Source organism: Ruegeria sp. CDSC042, assembly GCF_059610745.1.
Genome location: NZ_JBXWOF010000001.1, coordinates 975,845 through 998,520, shown reverse-complemented (window position 1 = coordinate 998,520; position 22,676 = coordinate 975,845). Strand labels below are relative to the sequence as shown.

The 22,676-nt window shown below is 57.1% G+C and carries 20 protein-coding genes; 10 read left to right on the top strand and 10 right to left on the bottom strand.

Features of this window, described 5'->3' with window-relative positions; genetic code table 11:
• Positions 1-711: 711 nt before the first annotated feature.
• From AC2FHX_RS04985 to AC2FHX_RS04975, 3 genes are all read right to left on the bottom strand, one after another.
• Positions 712-2,532 (bottom strand): M3 family oligoendopeptidase, encoded by a 1,821-nt coding sequence (locus AC2FHX_RS04985; RefSeq protein ID WP_496700099.1) that lies wholly within the window; start codon positions 2,530-2,532, stop codon positions 712-714.
• A 101-nt stretch (positions 2,533-2,633) separates the two neighbouring features.
• Positions 2,634-3,575, bottom strand: a complete 942-nt coding sequence (locus AC2FHX_RS04980) for an alpha/beta fold hydrolase (protein WP_496700100.1) — start codon at positions 3,573-3,575, stop codon at positions 2,634-2,636.
• Entirely contained in the window at positions 3,575-3,865 is a 291-nt protein-coding gene (locus AC2FHX_RS04975) for an SCP2 sterol-binding domain-containing protein (RefSeq protein ID WP_496700101.1), read from the bottom strand. Before AC2FHX_RS04975 ends, AC2FHX_RS04980 begins: the two co-directional genes overlap by 1 nt.
• A 30-nt stretch (positions 3,866-3,895) precedes the next feature.
• Here AC2FHX_RS04975 and AC2FHX_RS04970 point away from each other — a divergent pair, with 30 nt between their 5' ends.
• From AC2FHX_RS04970 to AC2FHX_RS04950, 5 genes are all read left to right on the top strand, one after another.
• On the top strand, positions 3,896-4,504 hold the full coding sequence (locus AC2FHX_RS04970) for a tetratricopeptide repeat protein (RefSeq protein WP_496700103.1): 609 nt from the start codon (positions 3,896-3,898) through the stop codon (positions 4,502-4,504).
• A gap of 22 nt (positions 4,505-4,526) precedes the next feature.
• The gene (locus AC2FHX_RS04965; protein ID WP_496700105.1) at positions 4,527-7,346 is read left to right on the top strand and encodes a helicase-related protein; all 2,820 of its coding nucleotides are present in this window, start codon (positions 4,527-4,529) and stop codon (positions 7,344-7,346) included.
• A gap of 6 nt (positions 7,347-7,352) precedes the next feature.
• A complete protein-coding gene (locus AC2FHX_RS04960) occupies positions 7,353-7,718 on the top strand; it encodes an RNA-binding S4 domain-containing protein (protein ID WP_271946509.1) in 366 nt (121 codons plus the stop codon).
• Positions 7,719-7,784: 66 nt separating this feature from the next.
• Positions 7,785-8,123, top strand: coding sequence for a ferredoxin FdxA (gene fdxA / locus AC2FHX_RS04955; protein ID WP_085821728.1), 339 nt, complete (start codon positions 7,785-7,787; stop codon positions 8,121-8,123).
• 282 nt (positions 8,124-8,405) lie between these two features.
• Positions 8,406-8,924: a CarD family transcriptional regulator gene (locus AC2FHX_RS04950; RefSeq protein WP_142634416.1), complete on the top strand. Its 519-nt coding sequence runs from the start codon at positions 8,406-8,408 to the stop codon at positions 8,922-8,924.
• An 83-nt stretch (positions 8,925-9,007) separates the two neighbouring features.
• Here the strand turns inward: AC2FHX_RS04950 and cobS are convergent, their stop codons facing one another.
• Positions 9,008-9,820, bottom strand: coding sequence for an adenosylcobinamide-GDP ribazoletransferase (gene cobS / locus AC2FHX_RS04945; RefSeq protein ID WP_496700107.1), 813 nt, complete (start codon positions 9,818-9,820; stop codon positions 9,008-9,010).
• 31 nt (positions 9,821-9,851) lie between these two features.
• Here cobS and cobT point away from each other — a divergent pair, with 31 nt between their 5' ends.
• A complete protein-coding gene (cobT, locus tag AC2FHX_RS04940) occupies positions 9,852-10,865 on the top strand; it encodes a nicotinate-nucleotide--dimethylbenzimidazole phosphoribosyltransferase (RefSeq protein ID WP_496700109.1) in 1,014 nt (337 codons plus the stop codon).
• 28 nt (positions 10,866-10,893) lie between these two features.
• Here the strand turns inward: cobT and AC2FHX_RS04935 are convergent, their stop codons facing one another.
• Together AC2FHX_RS04935 and AC2FHX_RS04930 are read right to left on the bottom strand one after the other, a co-directional pair.
• Positions 10,894-12,774, bottom strand: a complete 1,881-nt coding sequence (locus AC2FHX_RS04935; RefSeq protein WP_142634410.1) for a monovalent cation:proton antiporter-2 (CPA2) family protein — start codon at positions 12,772-12,774, stop codon at positions 10,894-10,896.
• A gap of 19 nt (positions 12,775-12,793) precedes the next feature.
• Positions 12,794-13,249 carry an Lrp/AsnC family transcriptional regulator gene (locus AC2FHX_RS04930; protein WP_142634408.1) on the bottom strand — a complete coding sequence of 152 codons (456 nt, stop codon included), beginning with the start codon at positions 13,247-13,249 and terminating at the stop codon, positions 12,794-12,796.
• 146 nt (positions 13,250-13,395) lie between these two features.
• Between AC2FHX_RS04930 and hppD the strand changes: the two genes are divergently transcribed.
• Positions 13,396-14,493 (top strand): 4-hydroxyphenylpyruvate dioxygenase, encoded by a 1,098-nt coding sequence (gene hppD, locus AC2FHX_RS04925; protein WP_281994757.1) that lies wholly within the window; start codon positions 13,396-13,398, stop codon positions 14,491-14,493.
• 43 nt (positions 14,494-14,536) lie between these two features.
• Here hppD and AC2FHX_RS04920 read toward each other — a convergent pair whose 3' ends face one another.
• On the bottom strand, positions 14,537-16,414 hold the full coding sequence (locus AC2FHX_RS04920; protein ID WP_496700111.1) for a hypothetical protein: 1,878 nt from the start codon (positions 16,412-16,414) through the stop codon (positions 14,537-14,539).
• Positions 16,415-16,578: 164 nt separating this feature from the next.
• Between AC2FHX_RS04920 and AC2FHX_RS04915 the strand changes: the two genes are divergently transcribed.
• Entirely contained in the window at positions 16,579-17,274 is a 696-nt protein-coding gene (locus AC2FHX_RS04915; protein WP_282021349.1) for an SIMPL domain-containing protein, read from the top strand.
• Here the strand turns inward: AC2FHX_RS04915 and AC2FHX_RS04910 are convergent.
• The 3 genes from AC2FHX_RS04910 to AC2FHX_RS04900 form a co-directional block, all read right to left on the bottom strand.
• Positions 17,271-17,987, bottom strand: a complete 717-nt coding sequence (locus AC2FHX_RS04910) for a GNAT family N-acetyltransferase (RefSeq protein ID WP_496700113.1) — start codon at positions 17,985-17,987, stop codon at positions 17,271-17,273. The genes AC2FHX_RS04915 and AC2FHX_RS04910 overlap by 4 nt on opposite strands.
• A gap of 3 nt (positions 17,988-17,990) precedes the next feature.
• Positions 17,991-19,283 (bottom strand): O-acetylhomoserine aminocarboxypropyltransferase/cysteine synthase family protein, encoded by a 1,293-nt coding sequence (locus AC2FHX_RS04905; protein ID WP_496700115.1) that lies wholly within the window; start codon positions 19,281-19,283, stop codon positions 17,991-17,993.
• 72 nt (positions 19,284-19,355) lie between these two features.
• Entirely contained in the window at positions 19,356-20,351 is a 996-nt protein-coding gene (locus AC2FHX_RS04900) for a GT-B fold glycosyltransferase domain-containing protein (protein ID WP_496700116.1), read from the bottom strand.
• A gap of 171 nt (positions 20,352-20,522) precedes the next feature.
• Here AC2FHX_RS04900 and AC2FHX_RS04895 point away from each other — a divergent pair, with 171 nt between their 5' ends.
• Together AC2FHX_RS04895 and AC2FHX_RS04890 are read left to right on the top strand one after the other, a co-directional pair.
• Positions 20,523-21,155, top strand: a complete 633-nt coding sequence (locus AC2FHX_RS04895; RefSeq protein WP_496700118.1) for a cupin domain-containing protein — start codon at positions 20,523-20,525, stop codon at positions 21,153-21,155.
• A gap of 157 nt (positions 21,156-21,312) precedes the next feature.
• Positions 21,313-22,647: an NAD(P)-dependent oxidoreductase gene (locus tag AC2FHX_RS04890; protein WP_496677798.1), complete on the top strand. Its 1,335-nt coding sequence runs from the start codon at positions 21,313-21,315 to the stop codon at positions 22,645-22,647.
• Positions 22,648-22,676: the final 29 nt, after the last annotated feature.

Sequence of the window (22,676 nt, the reverse complement as noted above, 5' to 3'; positions counted from 1 at the left end):
GCTCAAAAGTCGATTTGAGAAAACAAAGGGCATGGCCGGCATTTTGCTGTTGTGTACACTACTGGCCGCTTGCGGCACGCCCGAGAGCCGGGCCGAAGTATGGGCATGGATTGATCGCAGAGATGGATATAGCAGCTCTGTCAATGCAATGATGAGTGCCCTAAGCGATGCAACACTAGTAACTCAAGACCCCAATTCTTTAGTTCAACAACACGGGACGCAGATAGAATATCATGCGTCTAACGGTAAATCGTATCTATGGTACCCGGGAAATCGCACAATCGTAGTAGGCCAATGGCGAGCCCAAGACTTCAACTCTGCAGGCGTTCAGCTCTGCTACAGATACGGCTCTAACGCATTCAACCCAGTTACAAAAAAGTCTGGTGGCTCATGGGAGTGCTCTAAACGCAGTTTTAGAGATTCTGATTTTCTTGAAGGTAACCCGTTCAAATTGAAGGCTGGCCCGGTACCTTTTGTCATACCTGATCGTCGCCGGTACTACCCCGAACATTTGGTAAAATGGCTGGGTGGAGACCCCACGAAGATTGCCTATAGAGACAGGACGCCTTATGCTGACCAGTTGCTACGTCGAATCGAACTTGAGACGCAATAACCTCAGACTAAGAGATGTCAAAGCAGACGTTGGTTGAAGGAAAATCAAGGTCGGCAATGTCCCCAAAGCTGACATCACCGCCTCCAAGACAGGCCGCATTAGCCCTCCATCGCTTCCAATTCATCAATAAAGCCCGAGATCATCGACAGGCCTTTGTCCCAGAACTTGGGATCGCTGGCATCCAGACCGAACGGGGCCAGTAGCTCTTTGTGGTGTTTTGACCCACCGGCGCGCAGCATGTCGAAATACTTGTCCTCGAACCCGTCGGCGCCGCTTTCGTAGACGGAATAGAGCGCGTTCACGAGGCCGTCGCCAAAGGCATAGGCGTAGACGTAGAAGGGCGAATGCACGAAATGTGGGATATAGGCCCAGAACGTCTCATACCCTTCCATGAATTCAAATGCGGGGCCGAGGCTTTCGGCCTGAACGCTCATCCACAAGGCGTTGATGTCGTCCGGGGTCAATTCGCCTTCACGCCGGGCGGCGTGCAGTTTGCATTCGAAGTCATAGAAGGCGATTTGGCGCACGACCGTGTTGATCATGTCCTCGACCTTGCCAGCCAGCAGAATCTTGCGCTGTTCCGGCGTTTCGGCCTTGTCCAGCATTTTGCGGAAGGTCAGCATTTCGCCAAAGACCGAGGCGGTTTCGGCCAGCGTCAGCGGGGTGGATGACAGCATCTCTCCCTGATCGGCGGCCAGCACCTGATGGACGCCGTGGCCCAGCTCATGCGCCAGTGTCATCACGTCGCGCGGTTTTCCCAGATAGTTCAGCATCACGTAAGGATGGACGTCGGTAACAGTGGGATGCGCAAAGGCGCCCGGCGCCTTGCCCGGCTTCACAGCCGCATCAATCCAACCTTTCGAGAAGAATGGCGCGGCGATCTCACCCATACGGGGATCAAAGGCCTCATAAGCGTCCATCACGGTTTTCTCGGCTTCATCCCAGCCGACAATCTGCGTGTCTTCCATTGGCAGGGGCGCGTTGCGGTCCCAGACCTGCATCACATCCAGACCCAGCCATTTGCGTTTCAGCTCGTAATAGCGGTGGCTCAGCTTGGGGTAGGCGGCCACGACCGCCTCGCGCAGGGCCTCGACGACCTCGGGTTCGACGTCATTCGACAGGTGGCGACCGGTCTGCGCGGTTGGCATATTGCGCCAGCGGTCGACGATTTCCTTTTCCTTGGCCTGCGTGTTGTGAACGCGGGCAAAGGTCTTGACGTTATCCTGAAATACGCGGGCCAATTCGCGTGAGGCCGCCTCGCGTTTGCTGCGGTCCTGCTCGGTCAGCAGGTTGAGCGTGCCTTCGATGTTCAGCTCTTCTCCGTCCACGTCAAAGGTCAGACCGGCAATGGTCTCGTCGAACAGACGTTCCCAGGCATCACCGACAACGCCCAGATCATGCAGGAATTTTTCTAGCTCGTCAGATAGCTGATAGGGTTTCATTGCGCGGATGCGGCGGAATACGGGCTCGTAACGGGCCAGATCGGTTTTGGAGTCGAAATGCGCTTTTAGCGCGTCGTCGTCGAGGCGATTGATTTCCAGCGTGAAGAACACCAGCGGCGTGGTAAAGACAGTGATCTTTTCCTGCATGTCCGAGAGGAACTTGGCGCGCTCGGCGTCGGTCGTCAGCTGATAATAGCGCAGTCCGGCAAAGGACATGATGCGCCCGGCGATCGAGTTGATCTTTTCGTTCCGCAACACGCAGGTCAGCAAGCCCAGGGCATCAAGATCCGCCAAATTGCCTTCGTAATCTGCGGCAAAGGCGGCGCATTCGGTTTCCAACCAGTCCAGGTCACGCGCAAGCTCGGCCGCGTCTTCCGAAGCATAGAGATCCGTCAGATCCCATTCCGGCAGGTTGCCAAGATTATCGGCCCCGCCGACCGCGTTTGCGTCACGTACTGGAAAAGGAAGGTCGCGCATGGATCACCTCGAAAATCTGCTTTGGCAAACATCTAGGCGCGACCGACGAGGATCACAAGCGGACAGTCAAAGGGAAAGCGCCGGTTCCTGGGGTGATCCGTCTATGCAGCTTTGAAATGCGCGGCGATTTGGTCAAATGCAGGGTCGCGCACCTCTGGCGGTTCCATCAGGACTTCGTGTTCACCGTCTGGAATTTCGATCAACGTGCTGTTCGGCCAGTTTGCCATGCGTGCGCGGATGGCCTTGCGGTCCACAATCTGCTCGTGGGAGCCGAGATATGTCAGGCATGGGATGGCTGGGGCAGTTTGCACCATCAACCAGTCGCATTCATCTAATGCCTCGCGCAGCCAGATCGTCGACGGTGCACCAAGGGACAGTTCGGGATACTTGGCCAGATGATCCTGCATCATTTTGTACATGGCAGGATCGCGCGTCAGGCTATTGCCTTCGAAAGGCTGTGTCAGAACATAGCTGTCCAGTGATGTGGTCGGGGGCGTCTTTTCGCCAAACCCCAGTCGTGGGGCCCAATTTGCGGTCAACCGGCTGATGGGTTTCATAAGGGGCGTAAAGAAAATCCCCCACATCGGACCGGTAAAAACACAGGTAGCAAAACAATCGTTTTCCAAAACTGCCCGCAATCCAATGGCACCACCCATAGAGTGGCCGATAACATGCCAGGGCCTGGGCAGATCAAGCTTTGTGGCCAGCTCTAGCGACACATCTACGTCTTGCTGATAGTCAGTGAATTTATTGACATGGCCAACCCGCGGATCGTCAAGCAACCGGTCTGCCAATCCCTGACCCCGCCAGTCGATCACCAGCACGGCAAAGCCACGCTTGACGAATTCACTCGCTGCATCACCGTATTTTTCGATGTATTCAGTGCGACCGGGAAACAGCATGACAGTCCCGTTCGCTGTACCTTCGGGGCGCCAATGCGCCACGCGAATTCGGGTACCGTCGGCGGTGTTCAACCAATGTGCAACACCGCCAGCGGGGCCGCCAGCCACGTCTTCGAACAAAGGGGCCGACGGGTATTCCATCAGGCCAGGGCCGAGGCGAGTTTCATTGCCGCGCCCATGTCGCCGTCAATGCTCAGTTTTCCGGCCATGAAGGCGCTTGTCGGGTCCAGATCACCATTGAGAATTTGCTCGAACGTGTCCGCATCAGCGTTCAAAGTCACGTCCGTTTCTTCATCGCCGATGCGCGCGCCGCTTGCATCAACTACGATCGCGCCCAAATCCGCGATGGCAAATTTAGCCGATGCGTCGAAATCGCCGCCCGACAGTTTCTCATTCAGCACTGCTGCGGCTTTTTCCAATGAATCGCTCATGATCTTCCTCATTTTGTTAGTACGCCGTGAATGGACATCCTCGGTCGCAACGCTACACTGACACTTGTTATGAGCAATGCAATCAACAATCTCAAAGGTACCGTTGCGGCACTTTCTGTCCTAGTCATGTTTTCCTCCACTTGCCTTGCGCAGCAGGAGGATTCCCGCGACGAGGCCGAGTTGTTGCAGAACCTTGCGCAGGCCACACCGGACCAGGCGACTGGAATCGACCGCCAGTTACGGGCGCTCTGGTCGCAATCTGGTTCGGCCTCCGCCGATCTGCTGCTGGAGCGTGGGCGCGAAGCACTGGATGATGGTGACACCTATGCCGCGATCGAGCATTTGACGGCCCTGACAGACCACGCGCCTGATTTCGCCGAAGGCTGGCACGCGCGGGCCTCTGCGTTTTTTGGGATCGAAAGGTTCGGGATGGCTGCCGCAGATCTGGAACATGCCCTGACGCTGAACCCGAACAACTATGAGGCCATCTACGGGCTTGGATTGATATTTGAGATTCTGGGTCAGCCCGAAAAAGCATTTGCGGCCTATTCCCATGCCTTGGCTATACATCCCCATTACGAAGAAGTAACCAATGCAGTGAATCGACTGAAAGCCCAGGTCGAGGGCTCGGCCCTCTGAGGACCGGGGGCAGGGGGCAAAGGTGAGCGGGTCATCCCGAATCGTGGCCGTACTTGGCCCAACCAATACAGGCAAAACCCATTACGCAATCGAACGTATGCTGGGGTACCGCACGGGGGTGATCGGCTTGCCGCTGCGTCTGCTTGCGCGCGAGGTATACGACAAAATCGTCGCCATTCGCGGGCCGTCGGTGGTGGCGCTGATCACCGGGGAAGAACGTATCGTACCGCCGCGTGCGAAATATTGGGTCTGTACAGTCGAGGCGATGCCCGAAGGCATGGGTGCCGATTTTGTGGCTATCGACGAAATCCAACTCTGCGCCGACCCGGAACGCGGCCACGTCTTCACCGACAGGTTGCTGCGCGCGCGCGGCACCAATGAAACCCTGTTTCTGGGATCCGATACCATGCGCGGTCCCATCGGGGCACTTGTGCCCGAAGCACAATTCGTCCGGCGAGAGCGGATGTCGCAACTGGTCTATGCCGGCTCCAAGAAAATCAGCCGCATGCCACCGCGCAGCGCCATCGTCGGGTTTTCGGTCGACAACGTCTATGCCATCGCCGAGCTGCTACGCCGTCAAAAGGGTGGGGCGGCTGTGGTCATGGGGGCGCTCAGCCCACGTACACGGAATGCGCAGGTTGAGCTCTATCAGAATGGTGAGGTCGACTATTTGGTTGCCACCGATGCCATCGGGATGGGGTTGAACCTGGATGTGAACCATGTTGCGTTCTCGTCCTTGACCAAATTCGATGGCCGGCGCATGCGGCCCCTGGCCCCGAATGAGCTTGCCCAAATTGCTGGCCGCGCTGGGCGCGGTATGTCCGATGGAACCTTCGGCGTGACCGGCGAGGCGCCGCCTCTGGACGACGGTGTCGCGCAGGCCATTATGGACAGCCGCTTTGCGCCGATGAAAAAACTGAACTGGCGGAATGCCGCCTTGCAGTTTGGTTCGATTGACGCTCTGATCCACACGCTCGAGATTAGCCCGGATAGCGAACACCTGATCAAAGCCCGTCCGGCAGATGATCTGAATGTGCTTAAATCCTTGTCGCAAGTTGCCGAAATTGCGGCCCGTGCCAGTGATCCGCAATCCGTTCGTTCGTTATGGAATGTGTGCCGAATCCCCGATTTTCGCGGCATCAGCCATGCCGAACATGCCAGCCTGCTCGAAGTGATTTTTGGCCACCTGCATGAAGGTGGTTCGATCCCGGATGACTTTATGGCGCGGCAAATCCGCCGGATCGACCGAACGGATGGCGATATAGATGCACTGTCAAAAAGGTTGGCATATATTCGCACCTGGACTTACGTTGCGCAACGAAATGGTTGGGTACGTGACGAATCCCATTGGCGTGATGAGACGCGCATTGTAGAAGACAGGCTGTCAGACGCTCTGCATGACCGTTTGACTCAGAGATTTGTGGACCGGCGCACATCCGTTTTGTTGCGCCGGCTCAAACAGAAGGAGGCCCTTTTGGCCGAAGTAAATGACAAGGGTGAAGTGACCGTCGAAGGTGAATTCGTCGGTCGTCTGGAAGGGTTCCGGTTCAGTCCGGACAAAAGCGCGCAAGGAGCCGAGGCGAAAGCCTTGAAATCGGCGTCCTTGCAAGCCCTCGCGCCGCAATTCCATCTGCGTGCCGATCGCTTCTATAATGCACCCGATACCGAAATTGATTTTACCGATCAGGGTGGCCTGATGTGGGGTGAATATGCCGTTGGCAAGCTGGTTGCCGGGGCAGAGCCTCTCAAGCCGCTGGTCGAGGTTTTTGTGGACGAGGCCGCGGGCCCCGATGTTGAACAGAAAGTTCAGCGTCGCCTGCAACATTTCATCGACCGCAAAGTGGCCGCACTGTTCGAGCCGTTGCTGAACCTGTCGCGCGATGAAGAACTCAATGGGCTGGCCAGGGGCTTTGCCTTCCGCATGGTTGAGGCGCTGGGCGTATTGCCGCGCGCAGGTGTCGCGCAAGACGTCAAGGATCTGGATCAGGACGCCCGTGGCGCGCTGCGCAAACACGGTATCCGCTTTGGTCAGTTCACCATTTTCATGCCGCTGCTGCTGAAACCGGCCCCAACGCGTCTGCGTCTTGTTCTGTGGGCATTGGCAAATGGCCTGCAGGAATTTCCCGACGCGCCGCCTCCGGGTCTTGTTACTGTGCCCATCGCCAAGGGCGCACCTGACGGTTATGACACTATGTGTGGTTATCGCGATGCGGGCGAACGCTCGATCCGGATCGATATGCTGGAACGTCTGGCCGACATGCTGCGCGCTGAAGACAGCCGTGGTGGGTTCGAGGCCAAGCCTGACATGCTGTCGATCACCGGTATGACGCTGGAACAATTCGCCGACCTGATGCAGGGGCTGGGCTACAAGGCCGAACGCGCCGAGCGTGAAAAGGTTAAGCCCGCACCAGCAGAGCTACCTGCCGCAGAGGCCACGGAAGTAGCTGCCTCCGAGGAAGTACCCGCACCAGAGGGAACCCCCGAAGAGGTCGCCGCACCAACCGAGGCGTCAGCCGAGGCCACCGAAAGCACCGAGGCAGCAGCCGAGGCCACCGCGCCGACAGCAGCAACAGATGAACCCGAGGTTGAGGTCTTCTATACCTTCACCTGGGGCCGTCAGCGTCAGGCCAACCAAGGCCCACGCCGTGAACAGCGGCAGGGGCAGGGCAAAGGTAAGCCGCGCGGTAAGCCTCAGGATGGCCGGGGCAAGCCGCAGGGCAAGAAAGGTGGCAAGCCGCAGGGTGCCAAGACCTTCTCGTCTCGTCCGCCGAAAAAGGAAAAGCCCATTGATCCCGATAACCCGTTCGCGGCCGCGCTTATGGGTTTGAAGGAAGGCAATTAACGCCTTATGACCGAGGCCCGGCTTCGGATCGATAAATGGCTGTGGCAGGCTCGGTTCTTCAAGACCCGCAGCCTGTCCGCCAAACAGGTCAGTGGCGGCCATGTCCGCGTCAACGGAAACCGGATCCTGAAACCGGCGCAGCCTGTGGCCCCCGGTGATGTTCTGACCTTCCCTCAGGGGCGGATTGTGCGCGTTGTGCGTATCGAAAAACTGGGTGATCGGCGCGGACCGGCAACCGAGGCGCAGACACTGTATACCGATTTGACCGAAAAGCAGGACACGCAGCCGCGAAATCCAGGGTTTGAGGGAAAAGGTCGTCCCACCAAGAAGGATCGGCGTCTACTTGATCTTTCTCGCAATCAAGATAGCTGAACATATCTTGAAGCTGACGCCATACTGATTTAGCTAGACGCCCAAACCGCAAACGGGAAATTCACCATGACCTATGTTGTCACTGAAAACTGCATCGCCTGCAAATACACCGACTGTGTCGAAGTGTGTCCGGTGGATTGTTTCTATGAAGGTGAGAATACACTGGTCATCCATCCCGATGAATGCATCGATTGCGGAGTATGTGAACCTGAATGTCCCGCTGATGCGATCCGTCCGGATACTGAGCCGGGCATGGATCAATGGGTCGAGTTTAATCGCAAGTTCTCCGAGCAGTGGCCGGTGATCGTGACCAAGAAAGACCCGCTGCCTGATGCAGAAGAGCGTGATGGCGAAGAGGGTAAGATGGAGAAATACTTCTCTGAGGCCCCCGGCGAAGGCGGCTAAGCGATTCGCGCTCTGAACTTGTCAGTTCAGCAGTGGGATGGCGCCTTATCTATCTGTTTCTTAACACCTTTCTTTCAAGTGGAAAGGGGCAGCCTTTCGAGTGTCTCAATTTTGTGATATACTCGGAAATTGAACGTTGATTGAGATGGGGATGACTCCGTAAGTATGCTCGCTTTGGAGTTCTGATTAGTTGAAAACACAGCAACCTGACCGGGCCGTACTGGCACGGGGTGGGTCGTTTTGTTGTCTGTCCCGCGCTCTCGTAACCAAGGAAGAACCTGTATGTCTAAGTCGAAGAAGCTTGAGTTTCGCCCCAACGACTATGTTGTTTACCCGGCCCATGGTGTCGGTCAGATCATTTCGATCGAAGAACAGGAAGTTGCGGGATACTCGCTCGAGCTGTTCGTCATTTCCTTTGAGAAAGACAAAATGACCCTGCGCGTGCCGACCAACAAAGCGACCGAGTCTGGTCTGCGGTCGCTCAGCTCGCCGGATGTCATCAGCCAGGCGATGAAAACGCTGAAGGGCAAGGCCAAGGTCAAGCGTGCCATGTGGTCCCGCCGGGCACAGGAATATGAACAAAAGATCAACTCGGGTGATCTGATCTCGATTGCCGAAGTTGTCCGCGATCTGCACCGCACCGATGATCAGCGCGAACAGAGCTATTCCGAACGTCAGCTTTATGAAGCCGCGCTTGAGCGTCTGACCCGCGAAGTCGCGGCAGTATCCGGCGCAGGTGAAGTGTCCGCGGCCAGGCAGGTGGATGAGGTTCTGACCTCGCGCGCGGCAGCGGCGGCCTGAACCTGCTGAAATCAAAATTTTAGGGCCATCCCCGCAAGGAGGTGGCCTTTTTATATTGCAGTCACCTATTGAAATCGGGGCCACTAAACCTGCGTAGCTACGGCCATAAGAAACCCTATCTCGGCCAGTTGTTGAGTGGCGCCCAGTATGTCACCGGTCTGACCCTCGATTTTGGCCTTGGCTAGCATCGCCATTGCCACCGCAGAGAAAGCGGCAGTCAGCGCAGGGAAAACCACCTGCAACCCGATCATTGGCAGAGTGAGCAGCAGCGCCATGGCCCCGCCGAGTATCACCGCGGTCGATCCGGGTGCGCCCACTGAATGGCTAAGGCCCGATTGGCGGGCATTTGGAAGGACGGACATAACAACAGGCATCATAGCCCGCGAAACGATGCATGCGGCCAATATGGTGGCAAAACCCGCATTCGAAAGGATCGCAGCAATCAACGACACGCGCAGCAGTTGCGAAGAAATCAGGGCAAGGACGCCATAGGTGCCGATGTGGCTGTCCTTCATAATCTCTAGCCGCCGTTCAGGCGTGAAACCGCCCCACAGCCCGTCGGCGGTATCTGCAAGCCCATCCTCGTGCATCGCGCCGGTGGTGATGGTCAGGACAAGAACGACAAGTATGGCACACGCTATCGACGGCAGCCCCATAGCCGTCGCCATCCATCCCACGGCACAGGCCAACAGGCCGACAACAAGCCCCGCCAATGGAAAGGCCCAAACGGCGCTGGCCTGACGCGAGAACACTCTGTCAGGCAGCCGCGGCACGGGCAAACGCGTCAACAGGACCAAAGCCAGCGGAATATCCCAGGCAGAAATGAGCTTGGTGTCGTTTTTTAGCACTCCTGCGCCTTTCAGGGTCTTGTCGGTTTGATCGCTTCGGTTAAACACGCAGGACCACTCTGATGCAACGAGGCTTTGGATGCTGCCCGAAATTAACAATCTGAATTCTTTCCGCGAAGCTGTCCGGCAAGCCTCCGGGCCCGATGATGCCGCTGCGCAAGGGGCGACTGACCGTAATGGGCAGCTGACCAAACCTCCGGGCGCGCTTGGTCGGTTGGAAGACCTGGCAATCTGGTATGCAGGCTGGCGCGGGGATGCCCGCCCGCAGATCACCTCGCCGCAGGTTATCGTGTTTGCCGGAAACCACGGTGTCACAGCACAGGGTGTTTCGGCCTTTCCGCCGGAAGTGACCGTGCAGATGGTGTTGAACTTTGAACATGGCGGGGCGGCCATCAACCAGCTGGCCAAGGCGGCTGGGGCAACGATGGATGTCCACGCGCTGGAGCTTGAACGACCGACCGCGGATTTCACATCAGGTCCAGCTATGTCAGAGGACGACCTGTTGCAGGCGCTGCGCACCGGGTGGGCTGCGGTCAGACCAGACGCCGATCTTCTTGTTGTTGGTGAAATGGGTATCGGCAACACGACCCCCGCAGCGGCGATTGCTTGCGCCTTGTTCGGAGGTCAGGCGGGCGATTGGACTGGTCGCGGAACAGGTGTCGATGATGCGGGATTGGCAAACAAAACCCGTGTGGTGGCCGAAGGTGTTACGCTACATGGCGGTTCGGGCGATGGGCTAGAGATTCTGCGCCGTCTGGGCGGACGCGAGATCGCCGCTATGGCCGGAGCCATTGCCGCCGCACGCGCGCTGCACATTCCGGTTATTCTGGATGGCTTTATCTGCTCAGCCGCCGCCGCGTGTCTGTCTGACCTTTCAGAGAGCGCGCTGGATCACACGATCGCCGGGCACCAGAGCGCGGAAGGTGCGCATGGCGCTGTGTTGGCCAAGCTCGGTAAAGAGCCTTTGCTGAAGCTGGGGCTGCGACTGGGTGAGGGCTCTGGCGGGGCGCTGGCGATCAATATCCTCAAAAGCGCTGTTGCCTGTCATTCCGGCATGGCGACCTTTGCCGAAGCTGGCGTCTCGGACGGTTGATCCGCGCGGCCTGACCGTCAGTTGAAGGTCAGGCCGATTTTTTGTCGTTTTCTTCTGCCAATTCCAGCAGTTCGGTCTCAAGGTCTTTTTCCAGCTGCTGCGCACGCTCGATGTATTTTTTGTTCTCGGCGGTGGGCAGCCCGGGAATCCAGAGCTCTGCCAGTTCACGAACCGACATGCGATCATGGTGGTAGAAAGTCTGTTCGGCCTGCGCTGCCTCGTATTCGCTGAGACCCACATTCTCGAGCACATATCGCCCGGCCCGTAATGAGCCATCGAATGTCTCGCGCACTATGTCGTTCGCGCCGGCTTGATACAGCTCGTACACATGGGTCCGATCCCGTGCCCGCGCGACGATGTGTAGGTCTGGGCGCTGGCGGCGCGCATAGCCGACAAGACGCGTCACCTTCTTGCGATCATCCATCGCAGCCACCAGAACAGATGCTTTTTCAAGGCCGGCCGCGCGCAACAGTTCCGGACGGGTCGGATCCCCCAGGAACCCTTTTACGCCAAAGCGACGCATCAGCTGGATGGTTTCGATGTTATGGTCAAGAACGATGGTTTTGAACCCGCTTGCCTGCACCAGACGATTGACGATCTGACCAAATCGCCCGATCCCGGCGATGATGACCGGGCCTTTCTCGTCGATCTCATCCGGTTCGGGTGCCGGAGTGCCATCCCCCATCCGGCGCGAGAGAAGATCATAAATGATGAACAAAAGCGGCGTGATCAGCATGGTCAGCGCAATGATCATCAAAAGTTTTTGTGACAAATCCCCTGGAATCACATTCTGCTGGGTCGAAAACGCCAGCAGGACAAAGCCGAACTCACCCGCTTGCGCCAGCCCCAGTGTAAACAGCCAGTGATCGCGTCCGCGCAGTTTAAAGGCGCGGCCAACCAAGAACAGAATGATCCCTTTGACCAAGATTACCAACAGGGCCAGTCCGATCAGGTCGAAGGGGTCGTCAAAGAAATAGGCGACATCGATGCCTGCGCCAACGGTGATGAAAAACAGACCAAGGAAAAGGCCTTTGAACGGCTCTAGGTCGCTCTCCATTTCATGCCGGAACTCGGAACTGGCCAGCACCACACCTGCAAGAAACGCGCCCAGAGCGGGTGACAGGCCAACCAGCGTCATCAGGAAGGAAATGCCAACCACAATCATCAACGCCAGCGCCGTATACATCTCGCGGAGGCGAGTCGCATGAATAAAGCGGAACAAGGGCCTGGTCAGGTACACTCCGGCGAGAATGACGAAACCGATCGCGGCAATGGTGACAAGCGTTACCGCCCACCCTGGCAACCCCTCGACCAATGACAAGCTATGATGCGCCGCGCCGTGGTGCCCCGTGGATATGCGGTTGATAGATCCGTCATTTGCAATCTGGGGAATGGCAGGCAGAGCCAGCAGTGGAAGCAGTGCCAGGATTGGTATGACCGCGATGTCTTGAGTCAGCAGTACTGAAAAGGTCGCCCGTCCTCCGTTCGTTTTCATCAAGCCCTTTTCCGACAGGGTCTGCAAAACAATCGCAGTTGATGACAGGGAAAGCGTCAGCCCCACTGCCAGGGCTACGGACCATGGATGATTTGCATACATGGCGACGCTGGCGATCACTGCGGTCGATAAAAGCACCTGGAGGCCGCCAAGCCCCAAAAGCCTGTCCCGCATATCCCAAAGAGCGCGCGGTTCCAGTTCAAGTCCGATCAGGAACAGCATCATGACTACGCCGAATTCAGCCACATGCTGCAGGTTTTCCGTTTCCGCACCCACCAATCCGAACAACGGCCCTATGACAAGGCCCGCGGCCAGATATCCCAGTACAGAGCCCAGTCCCAGACGCGCCGAAAGCGGCACGGCGATCACAGCCGCAGCCAGATAGATCGTCGCCTGGTAAAGGAAGTTGTCCATGATCGTCCTTTCAATGCGCTCAGGTGGGCAGGGGGGCGTCGCGTTTGAGCTGATCCATAACGATTTGGCTTTGTATCCGAGCCACTGCAGGATGTGGAAGGATTACCTGATGAAGCAAGCGATTAAGCGCGGATAGATCGTCGCAATAGACATGTAGTAAATAATCGGCCTCACCTGTCATTGTCCATGCGCTGGTGATTTCGGCGCGTGTTTCGACCATACGGGCAAAGCCTTCAGATTGCTCGGGGCCGTGCGTACTCAGATGAACCTGAACAAAACCCTGCACCTGCAACCCTAACTTTAGAGGATCGAGGCGTGCGACATAGCTGGTGATATACCCTTCAGCTTCCAGCCGTTGGCGCCGGCGACCAGCCTGACTGGGCGACAGGTTCAACATCTCTCCAAGTTGATGTGCTGTTAGGTGGGCGTTTTTCTGCAGCGCTGACAGCAGGCGCGTATCAGTGGAATCAAGCATGTGCGGAAAAACTCCGTGATTGGCCAATCTTATGCGCAATTTACGCGCGCTCCTTTAAGTTATTGGAAAACTATGCGCGAAAAAAGTGCCGATTAAGACGTATTTTGAAATCAGCAAATAAATTCCTGTATTAACGGAGACGCGCCATGGGTCCTTTCCCTCACAACGCCCCGAAATCAATCATATCGGATGAAAACCCCGCCGGAACCGATGGGTTCGAGTTTGTCGAGTTCGCACATCCCGAGCCGCAAGAGCTGCGCGATCTGTTCGCAAAGATGGGATTCGCGCTGGTCGGTCACCACAAGGACAAGCCTGCGATTGAGTTGTGGCAACAGGGTGATGTGACTTACATCCTGAATGCAGATCCCGACAGCTATTCTGCCCGGTTCGTGGGCGAGCATGGCCCTTGTGCTCCGGCGATGGGATGGCGCGTCGTGGATGCGCAGAAAGCCTATGAGCACGCTGTAGCGAAAGGGGCTGAACCTTATGACGCGGCAGACAAGACACTGAATGTGCCTGCAATTAAGGGGATTGGCGGATCGTTGATCTATTTCATTGATCAATATTACGAAACATCGCCCTATAATCAGGAATTCACATGGACCGAACAGTCCAAGCCCCGGGGGGATGGGTTCTATTATCTCGATCACCTGACCCACAATGTTTACAAGGGCAATATGGACAAGTGGTTCAAGTTCTATGGTGATTTGTTCAACTTCCGTGAAATCCGTTTTTTTGACATTCAGGGCAAATTCACCGGTCTTTTTAGCCGCGCGCTAACGTCTCCATGCGGGCGTATCCGCATTCCGATCAACGAAGATCGCGGCGAAACCGGGCAGATCGTTTCCTACTTGAAGAAATACAAGGGCGAGGGCATCCAGCATATCGCTGTGGGCAGCGAGGATATCTATGCCTCGACCGATGCGATTGCCGAAAAGGGGCTGAAGTTCATGCCCGGCCCGAACGAAGCCTATTATGAGTTGTCTAAAACCCGCGTGGTCGATCATGAAGAGCCGTTGGACCGGATGATGAAGCACGGCATCCTGATTGATGGAGAGGGGGTTCTGGACGGAGGTGAGACCCGGATTCTGCTGCAAATCTTCTCGAAAACGGTCATCGGACCGATTTTCTTCGAGTTCATTCAGCGCAAAGGCGACGATGGGTTTGGCGAGGGTAACTTTAAGGCGCTGTTCGAATCCATCGAGCGAGAGCAGATTGAAAGTGGAGAAATTTCAGCAGCTTGATGCAAGAAGGTAATCCTGCGTGGTCACCCGCGCAGGCCGCCTCCTAACCACGTGGCATCTTGAGAACCACGTTTCGCCCGCGTTTCTGATAGCGCAATTCATTGTCGCTGATAGCAATGACATTGCCGCCGTCAAGCCTGTCCCCGATCTTAAGCTTTTTGTACCTGCCGCTGGGCAGCCGAACCAATGCGCGGCGATTGGATGGGCTGCCGTAAACCCCGATCAGGTTCAGTTTCCGCAGGTTGATTGCATTGTCGATTGTGGCCTGCCGTGCAACCGAAGCCGAGGATGGGATTTTGGGCGCTGTGGTTTTGGGCTGGAACGTTCCAACCTCATTGTTGAGCTGTTCAATTCCAGCTGCCGAACCCAAAGTCGCAGTACCTGCACTGGCCTGCCGAGTCAGCCCGGCCGGTCGGAGTTTGGGGCGCGGCACCCTCATTTCCGCAAGGGGCTCAGTCGATTCCGGGGGCGGCGGGGCACGCAACAGGGATTCCGGGCGCGGTTTCGGGCGAATTCCGGACAATTCCTTCAATGTACGCCCTTGAAGCCGTTGCCGTTCAAAATTTTCGGCCAGGTTCTCGGGCCTTGGTTTTGGTCGCAATGTCGCCAGCCTGTTGTCGACCACTTCCTCAACAGGTGCCTTTTCCAGCCGGACCAAAGCCGATGGAGGGGGAGTTTTAGAAGGTGTTCCCAAATAGACAACCACCCCGTCCGGGTTCAAGACGCCTTCTTTGGTTGGTATTACCAGCCCGCGCTCGTCAAGGCTGAACCTAGCCCCGGCAGCGGTTGAAAGTGGTTCGAAATCAAATGGCAGGTCGGTGTCGTATGTGTGTACTGGCGGCAATGCGATTGCATCACGCGACAGATTCGAGTCGTCTTTGGAGGCCAGATACAGCTCAATTTGCGGATCCTGCGCTGGTGCTATCAAAAGGCCCGGTGACGTGATTTCGATCTCCGGCTGTGTCGGAACTAACTGAGGTTCAGGCTCAAGCTCGATTTCGTCTACCAACGCGGGCGCAACGTTCAGCGCCTCAAGAATGGCCTGGTCGGTTGCAGACAGCTCGGGCTCTGATTCAGAGGTCGGTGCCATTTCTGGCTCTGCGGTCTCAGGCACTGTGACTTCGGCCTGTGCTGCGGGTGTCTCTGCAGGCTCGACAGGTCCAGAACTCGGTTCGGGTTGGGATATTGTTTCGTCCAGCAGGGCCAGTTCTGAATCGACAGGGGCAGGGCTGTCTTCTCCGAAAAGGCTCCATATGCCACCGGCCACCAACATCAAAGCCACCGCCGCTGCAATTCGCACTGATGGCAGAGAGGCCCAGTTAGGTGCGGCCACTTTTTGGACAGGCCAAAAGCTGGTCGGAGCGGTAGAATCGGCGATCGCGTGAACAACCGGACTATCCTGCGCGGGGTCTGTGGCGATCGCTTTGGGCGCGTTTGTGGTCGCAGGCGCGTCCCCAAGCGGGAAAAACGGTTCGGTCGGAAAGTCATCTGTTTCATATGCAGCGCTGAACGCGACCGGAACGAATCCGTATCCCAGCACAAACCCCCGAGCTTCCTCCAGTGTATCGCGTGGAACGACGGCGACGCATGTGGTCGCCCCGTCATGTGCCGTGACATATACCAGCTCTGTCAGGTCATAAGGGGTGGCATCGGATACAGCGTTTTGCACAGCCTGTTCGGTGTCTTCGAAGGATGATCCAGCGGTATCGACTTTGATGAATTTGACCTGATCCCTTGGGATGACGACCTTGCAACTCAGGTCATTTTCAAGCGCAAATCCCTTGTCCCGAAGCACTTTCAACTGCTCTTCCAAGTTGGAGGCATCCAACGACACCTCACCTATGGCGAACCAGTCGCCATCGGAATTGTGGTGCAAAGAAATTCCGGTTGTAGAAATGGACAGCGCAAAAGCGGGTTTCATAATCCGGAGGAACCATAATTGTCAGTTGCAATGCAAACGATGCCTCGTCCGCAGACCGACATTAAAGCAGGATCTCGCCGAGGGAAAGAAAAAGCCTGCGTCTCCTCTTGCCTCGTGACCCGGTGCAGCCCCATGTTGAAATCAGGATAATTGGAGGGAAGATATTGAAGAAAATCGCTTTTCTGGCCGCTGTGCTGGCCATGACGTCGGTAGGGATGGCAACTGCGGAAGAACGTCGCATCATTGTTGATGCGGTAGGCATGGTGCATGTGGCCCCGGATATGGCCACCATTACCCTGGGTGTAACAAACGAAGATGCACAGGCATCAAATGCGATGCAAGCGACTTCGGACGCGGTGGCCAAAATTCTGACTCGACTGGATGAGATGGGGATCGAAACCCGTGATGTGCAAACACGTGATCTGTCTTTGTCGCCGGTATGGTCTGGGCGGAACAGTTCTAGCGGAGAGCGGCCCGAGATTTCCGGCTTTGTCGCATCCAACAGCGTCGTGGTGCGTGTTCGCGATCTGTCGCAGCTGGGTACCATCATGGATGCGGTCATTGACGACGGGGCCAACAATTTCGGCGGGCTGAGTTTCGGAATTCAGGACCCTGCACCGCTTGAGGCACAGGCGCGGGCCAAAGCTGTCGGTGAGGCGCGGGCAAAGGCCAACCAACTGGCACAGGCGGCCGAAGTCACGCTGGGTCCGGTTCAGATGATCCGCGAACAGGCCGGAGGGTTCAATCCCATGCCGCAAATGCGTGCAATGAACATGGCAGCTGAGGGCGGCGTTCCGGTTTCCGGGGGCGAGATTTCGGTCTCGGTCAACGTGTCGATGGAATTTCTGATTTCCGACTAGGATGTGTCGCTGGTTCGGGCCATCAGGGATTGCCGCTGCTGGCCCGACTGATCAAAATTTTCTGGTGAAAGCCAGGCCTCGAAAGCAGAGCGGATGCGCGGCCATTCTGTATCGAGGATCGAGTACCAGGCCGTATCGCGGTTGCGCCCCTTATAATGGGTGGCCTGCCGAAAGATGCCCTCGAAGGTAAAGCCCAGCCTTTGGGCCGCACTGCAGGACGGGGCATTCAGCGCGTCGCATTTCCATTCGTAACGGCGATACCCCAGCTCGTCGAACACGCGGCGCATCATCAGGTACATCGTCTCGGTGGATTTCGGGCTGCGTTGCAATAGCGGTGAGAAATGGATGTGCCCAACCTCGACCACACCGGCCGCAGGTTCAATCCGCAGGAACGAGGCCATACCAATCGGGGTGCCATCACCGTCTAGCACTGTGTGGAACATGGGATCGGCATCCATACAGGACGCGCGGGTCCAGGTGGCGAAATCTTCTTCGCTGTCGAATGGGCCATAGGGCAGATAAGTCCAGTTCCGCCCATCAGTGTCATTGGCAAACGCCCGGTATAGACCGGGCGCATGCCCGTTCACATCAAGGGGCACGACCGAGCAATAGTGGCCTTCCATCGGCGTATATGGCGGCGTCGGGCGCGGAAAACTGCCCGAAACCGGCCGGCCGACGGGTTGGCCAAGATCGTTGGTATCGTGCCCGGCCATTTGTCAGGCCGTCGCCTTGGCCAGCGCCTGATCCAGATCGGCAATCAGATCGTTGGCGTCTTCGATGCCAATGGAAACCCGAACAACGCCGGGACCGGCGCCTGCGGCTTCTTGCTGTTCCGGGGTCAGCTGACGGTGGGTGGTCGAGGCCGAATGAATGATCAGCGACCGCGCATCGCCCAGGTTGGCCACATGGCTGAAGATTTCCAGCGCGTTCACCAGTTTGACACAGGCGTCATAGCCGCCCTTGACCGCAAAGGTGAACAGCGCACCGGCGCCTTTGGGATAATGCGCCTTGACCCGGTCATGATAGGGCGAAGAGGCCAAGCCCGCATAGGTCACATACTCCACGCGATCATCAGCTTCGAGCCAGGCGGCCAGTTTTTGCGCGTTCTCAACATGACGTTCCATCCGCAGGGACAGGGTCTCGATCCCCATCAGCGTGTAATGCGCCGCCTGTGGGTTCATCGTCATGCCCAGATCACGCAGGCCGATGGCGATGCCGTGGAAGGTGAAGGCCAGCGGGCCAAATGTCTCGTGGAATTTAAGCCCGTGATAGGCCGGCTCGGGTTCGCTGAGGGAAGGGAACTTGTCATTCGCGGACCAGTCGAACTTGCCCGAATCCACGATACAGCCGCCGGTGACAGTGCCGTTGCCGGTCAGGTATTTGGTGGTTGAATGCACAACCAGCGTCGCGCCGTGCTCAATCGGGCGGCACAGATAGGGTGTGGCCGAGGTGTTGTCGACGATCAGCGGAATGCCGGCGCCATCCGTCACATCCGCCAGTGCGCGGATATCGGTGACATAGCCGCCCGGGTTGGCGACGGATTCGCAGAACACCGCTCGTGTATTTTCGTCGATCGCGTCCTTCACAGCATCCAGATCGTCAGTATCCACAAACTTGGCAGACCAGCCGAACCGTTTGATCGTCTGGCTAAACTGAGTGATCGTGCCGCCATACAGCCGGGTCGAGGCCACCACGTTGCAGCCAGGTCCCATCAGCGGGAACAGTGCCATGATTTGGGCGGCATGACCGGACGAGCAGCAAACTGCTCCAACGCCACCCTCAAGCGTTGCCACGCGTTCTTGCAGAACCGCCACGGTGGGATTGGTCAGGCGGGAATAGATAAAGCCGACTTCCTGCAGGTTGAACAGAGCCGCCGCGTGGTCTGCATCGCGAAACACATATGCCGTTGTTTGATAAATCGGCGTCTGACGCGCACCTGTTGCCGGGTCAGGGCGTGCGCCCGCGTGAATTTGAAGCGTGTCGAAACCGTAGGTGGGGCCGTCAGACATGGTGAAAATCTCCTGTTGGGCTATGTGTTGCAGAATCTCTAGGCGATTGGACGCGTGCGCACAACATTGCTGTCAGCGCATCCATAGACCTTTGCTTTTGATCTTGTTGCGAATGACCTGCTCGCGCTGAGGCAGGTTTTCGCGATCGAACATCTCGCGTATTTTGTGCCCTTTGCGCTGGAGCACCAGTTTCTTTATTGGGTCATAGCCCTTGAGCACTTTCTTGAACTTGTTGGGCGCAACCACAGTTTCCAGAACCTCGATCACATGGTCGCTTTCGCGGGCATACAGCAGGGGAAACAGACGGTAGTGGCACGTGACCGACCCGTCCAGCAGGCCAGTGGGCAGTGCGTCGCGGCCGCCGCCAAGGGCATGGATAACCAGCGGCAATGCGACCTGATCCAGCCATGGGTCCAGTGTTTGGCCCGCGAGTTCCAGGATATCCTCATCCCGGATAGTGCAGGCATATTCCAGGAACCGTTCGCCGAACTGGCGTGGGCATCTGTAAAAGAAATAACCCGCATTGAAATACAGGTAGCGCCGCCAGTATTCGGCTGGTTGGGCCTTGTCCAATGAGCTGTCGAAATCCAGTTCGAACCGCTCATACAGGGCGCGCCAGATACCGTCATACCCCGGACCATACAGGGTCGGGCGCGGCCATGTTCCCTCGACTTTCAGCGAGGCACCGGGGCGGTCAAAATCGAAGGGCACACTATTCAGGTCTCCGGTGACAAGCGTATCGCTGTCGAAAAAGACAAACGGTTCCCCCTCGGGCAGGGCCAAGAGCGCCTCGATCTTGTTTCCATAGGGATAGCTTCCACCGAAAGCCCGGTTTTCAAACGGTAGAATTTCGGCCCCAAGCTGATGTAGCGCTTTCAGGACATCCTCATCCTGAATGCTGGGATCCTGTGACCAGCGGGCCCCTGGTTGAGGAACGGCAACGAACAGGCGGCCTGCGAAATCGGGACAGCTGTGTCGTAACGAGGCTGCAAACAGCAGTGCCTCGTATTGCAGCCGATTGTTTTGGCCGATGACCACGATATTGAATTTATTGTTGGCGGTCTGCATCGGGCGTCTCTCGGGTTCGTGGCGTTGGGCCAGCACTGCTCGAATTTTGGTTGGGCGTACACTAGGTAGAGACGTGGCACAAAACCAGATGTGATCATAGATCATGCATCTGAATTTTGAATTCAGGACTTGCGCAACCATCTAGAGACCAGACCAAACAGGAGAAGCCGCATGAGAGTTAACGCAGATTTCACAAAACGTGTTGCTGTGCATTTCGACCGGAATGACTGGATTGCGTCACCTGCCGCAGGTGTCGAGCGCAAGATGTTGGATCGGATCGGGGAAGAGGTCGCCCGCGCCACCACGATTGTCCGCTTTGCCCCAGGAAGCGCCTTTGCCGCCCATAGGCATGATGGAGGAGAGGAGTATCTGGTGCTGGACGGTGTGTTTCAGGACGAGACCGGTGATTTTCCTGCAGGTAGTTATGTGCGCAATCCTCCGACATCTTCCCATACGCCTTCGGCAAAAGAAGGCGCGACGATACTAGTCAAACTGCACCAGTTTGACCCCGAGGACAGGACCGAAATTCGTCGGTCGATTACCGGGGATTCGAATCTTCAGCTTTTCAAGGACGCACGCGAAGATGTTCGCGTATTGAATCTGTCACCTGGCGAAAAGCTGGATCTGGATGCAGTCGATGGGCTGGAGTTGTTTGTCATCGCAGGTTCGGTGCAGGAATCCGACGAAGAATTTTCGGTCTGGGACTGGTTGAGATTACCGCCAGGTGCGCGTTCCACTGCTTTGGCGGGAGCAGAGGGCGCGCGAATTTGGATCAAATCTGGGCACCTGTCACAGATGATCTGAGCGGTTCCGGCCCAAAAAACCAGCAATGTACAGTAAAAAACCGGGTGTTTCGGCCTGGTTATTCATTTTTTGACCATTTGGCAAAATTTACCATTTGATAAAAAATCAGATTGTGCCAAGCTGAGGCCATAACAACATATCTACAGGGAGTAGAGCGATGGCACAGGGCCAGATGGTCCCCGGCATAGTCTCCGGGAGGCTTTCCAGCGATGAGCTGACCTCGAATTTCACGGATCTGCATCCACCACTTGCCCCGCATGAGGCCGCAGTGGCCGCGGATCGGTGCTATTTCTGCTATGACGCGCCGTGTGTGACGGCCTGTCCGACAGACATTGATATTCCATTGTTCATGCGCCAGATTCAGGCCGGTCAGCCTGAAGCTGCGGGTGAAACCATCCTTGGTCAGAATATCTTGGGTGGCATGTGCGCCCGTGTTTGTCCGACCGAAACGCTGTGCGAGGAAGTCTGCGTACGCGAAACCGCCGAAGGATCGCCAGTCGAGATCGGGCGTTTGCAGCGGTTTGCTACTGACAGCGTTATGGCATCGGGCGACCATCCGTTCCAGCGCGCCGCATTCACCGGCAAAACGGTGGCCGTGATCGGGGCAGGGCCCGCAGGGCTGGCCTGTGCGCATCGGCTGGCGATGCTGGGGCATGATGTGGTCATTCACGAAAGCCGCCCAAAACCCGGCGGTCTGAATGAATATGGAATTGCCGCCTATAAATCGACCAATGATTTCGCTCAGGCTGAGATCGACTGGTTGCTGAGGATCGGCGGCATCACCATCGAGACCGGATCGGTGCTGGGCGAGGGCCTGTCGCTGGATGGCCTTGTTGACAACTACGATGCGGTTTTCCTGTCCATCGGTCTGACAGGTGTGAATGCATTGCGGGCGGGCGGCGAGGATCTGACCGGCGTGCGCGACGCGGTCGACTTTATCTCGGATGTGCGTCAGGCGGCCGATCTGGCTGAGCTGCCCGTTGGGCGGAATGTCGTCGTCATCGGAGGCGGCATGACCGCGGTTGACGCAGCTGTAAAGTCGAAATTGCTGGGCGCGGAAAACGTCACCATCGCCTACCGGCGCGGACGCGAGGCGATGGGTGCCAGCCGCTATGAGCAGGATCTGGCCGCATCGCACGGCGTCAGGATCATGACCAATGTTCAGCCCATAGCCGTACACGGCAACGGGGCAGCCGCCGAGATCGAATTGGAGTATACTGCCAGCCATGACGGTCAGTTGAAGGGCACCGGCGAGAAAACCCGCCTGCCTGCCGATCAGGTGCTGAAGGCGATAGGTCAGACGCTGGAAGGAGCGCCCGAAGGGCTGACGTTGGACGGGAACAAGATCGCCGTCACGGGGGCCGGGCGCACGTCGGTACAAGCGGTCTGGGCCGGAGGCGACTGCGCCGCAGGCGGGGATGACCTGACCGTGACCGCAGTGGCCGAGGGGCGCGATGCCGCGATGGATATCCACGCAAGTCTGATTGCGTGAAACTCAATGATCAAGATGCCTGCAAGCAT